The 1,653-nt window shown below is 59.7% G+C and carries 3 protein-coding genes; all 3 read left to right on the top strand.

What is annotated here, in order from left to right:
* Positions 1–53 precede the first annotated feature (53 nt).
* Positions 54–425 (top strand): 30S ribosomal protein S12, encoded by a 372-nt coding sequence (locus GX108_07900; GenBank protein ID NLO56952.1) that lies wholly within the window; start codon positions 54–56, stop codon positions 423–425.
* A gap of 29 nt (positions 426–454) precedes the next feature.
* The gene (gene rpsG, locus GX108_07895) at positions 455–925 is read left to right on the top strand and encodes a 30S ribosomal protein S7 (protein ID NLO56951.1); all 471 of its coding nucleotides are present in this window, start codon (positions 455–457) and stop codon (positions 923–925) included.
* A gap of 73 nt (positions 926–998) precedes the next feature.
* Positions 999–1,653, top strand: a 655-nt coding sequence (locus GX108_07890; GenBank protein ID NLO56950.1) for a GTP-binding protein, incomplete at its 3' end; no start/stop codon positions are given.

Raw genomic sequence — 1,653 nt, 5'->3', positions numbered from 1 at the left:
GTTGACCAAGACAGGAGATTTGAAGGAACAGTGAATGAGAAGGAGGGGGTTTTTTGCCGACCATTAATCAACTGATTCGAAAGGGGCGCCAGGAAAAGAGAGGACGCTCCAAGGCGCCGGCTCTGCAGGGAAATCCGGCCAGAAGAGGTGTCTGCACCAGGGTTTATACCGTCACACCTAAGAAGCCTAATTCCGCCCTCAGGAAGGTCGCCAGGGTCCGCTTGACCAACGGCTTCGAGGTCACTTCCTATATACCTGGAGTGGGGCACAATCTCCAGGAACACTCCGTGGTGCTCGTAAGGGGTGGCCGGGTAAAGGACCTTCCCGGGGTTCGTTACCATATTGTTAGAGGTACCCTTGACTGCGGTGGCGTCGAGGGAAGGAGAAAGAGCCGCTCCAAGTACGGCGCGAGACGGCCCAAATAGGGCCGGTAGACAGGGAGAGTGTCTAGGATATGCCAAGAAAGGGACACGTTCGCATTCGCGAGATCGAGCCCGACCCCAGGTTCGGGGAAATCGATATAGCCAAATTCATCGCCGCCATCATGATCGACGGCAAGAAAAGCATCGCCGAGAAGATCATGTACGGAGCCCTTGACCTCGCTGCGAAAAGGGTGAGCATGGAACCCCTCGAGGTGTTTAACAAGGCCATGGAGAATGTTCGCCCCGTGGTCGAGGTCCGACCCAGGAGGGTAGGAGGAGCCACCTACCAGGTGCCCGTGGAAGTCCAGCCCAGGAGAGCCCAGGCGCTTGCCACCCGGTGGATACTTCAGTACGCCAGGGGTCGAAAGGGCGTTCCCATGGTAGAAAGGCTGGCCCGGGAGTTGACCGACGCATGCCGCGGTGAGGGTAGTTCCGTCAAAAAACGCGAGGACACCCACAGAATGGCCGAGGCCAACAGGGCCTTTGCCCATTACCGCTGGTAGTCGGCCTCAGGCTCCGCAGGCTCCGGGTCGAGAGACCCGGGTTCACCGCGGAACCAGGCGTGGAGAAGAGCAAATGAGCTCGATCGACCTCGAATCAATCAGGAACATTGGCATAGCGGCGCATATTGACGCGGGTAAGACCACGACCACGGAGAGGATCCTGTTCTTCACGGGCCGAAAACACAAGCTCGGTGAGGTCCATGAGGGCGCGGCCACCATGGACTGGATGGAACAGGAGAGGGAGCGGGGGATCACCATAACCTCCGCAGCCACGACCTGTCATTGGAAGGGTTTTAGCGTCAATATTATTGATACGCCCGGCCACGTGGATTTTACCGTCGAGGTTGAGAGGTCCATGAGGGTTTTGGACGGCGCCGTGGCGGTGTTCTGCGCCGTCGGGGGGGTAGAGCCCCAGTCCGAGACCGTGTGGAGGCAGGCCGACCGATACAGAGTGCCGAGGGTCGCCTTCGTCAACAAGATGGACAGGGTAGGGGCGGATTTCCACCAGGTGGTCGGCCAGATGAAGGAGCGTCTTGGGGCGAACGCTGTCCCGGTGCAGATCCCCATAGGTTCCGAGGATGCCTTCGGCGGCGTCGTCGACCTGGTGAGGGAAAAGGCCGTCATTTACGTGGAGGAGCTGGGTGTCGACCCCAGGGTCGTGGATATACCGGCCGAACTGGTCGAGGATGCCGCCCTGGGGAGGGAAGCCCTCGTGGAAGCCATGGCGG

The organism is Thermovirga sp., from assembly GCA_012523215.1.
In the GTDB taxonomy this organism is placed as follows: domain Bacteria; phylum Synergistota; class Synergistia; order Synergistales; family Thermovirgaceae; genus 58-81.
This window is presented reverse-complemented; position numbering and strand designations above follow the sequence as displayed.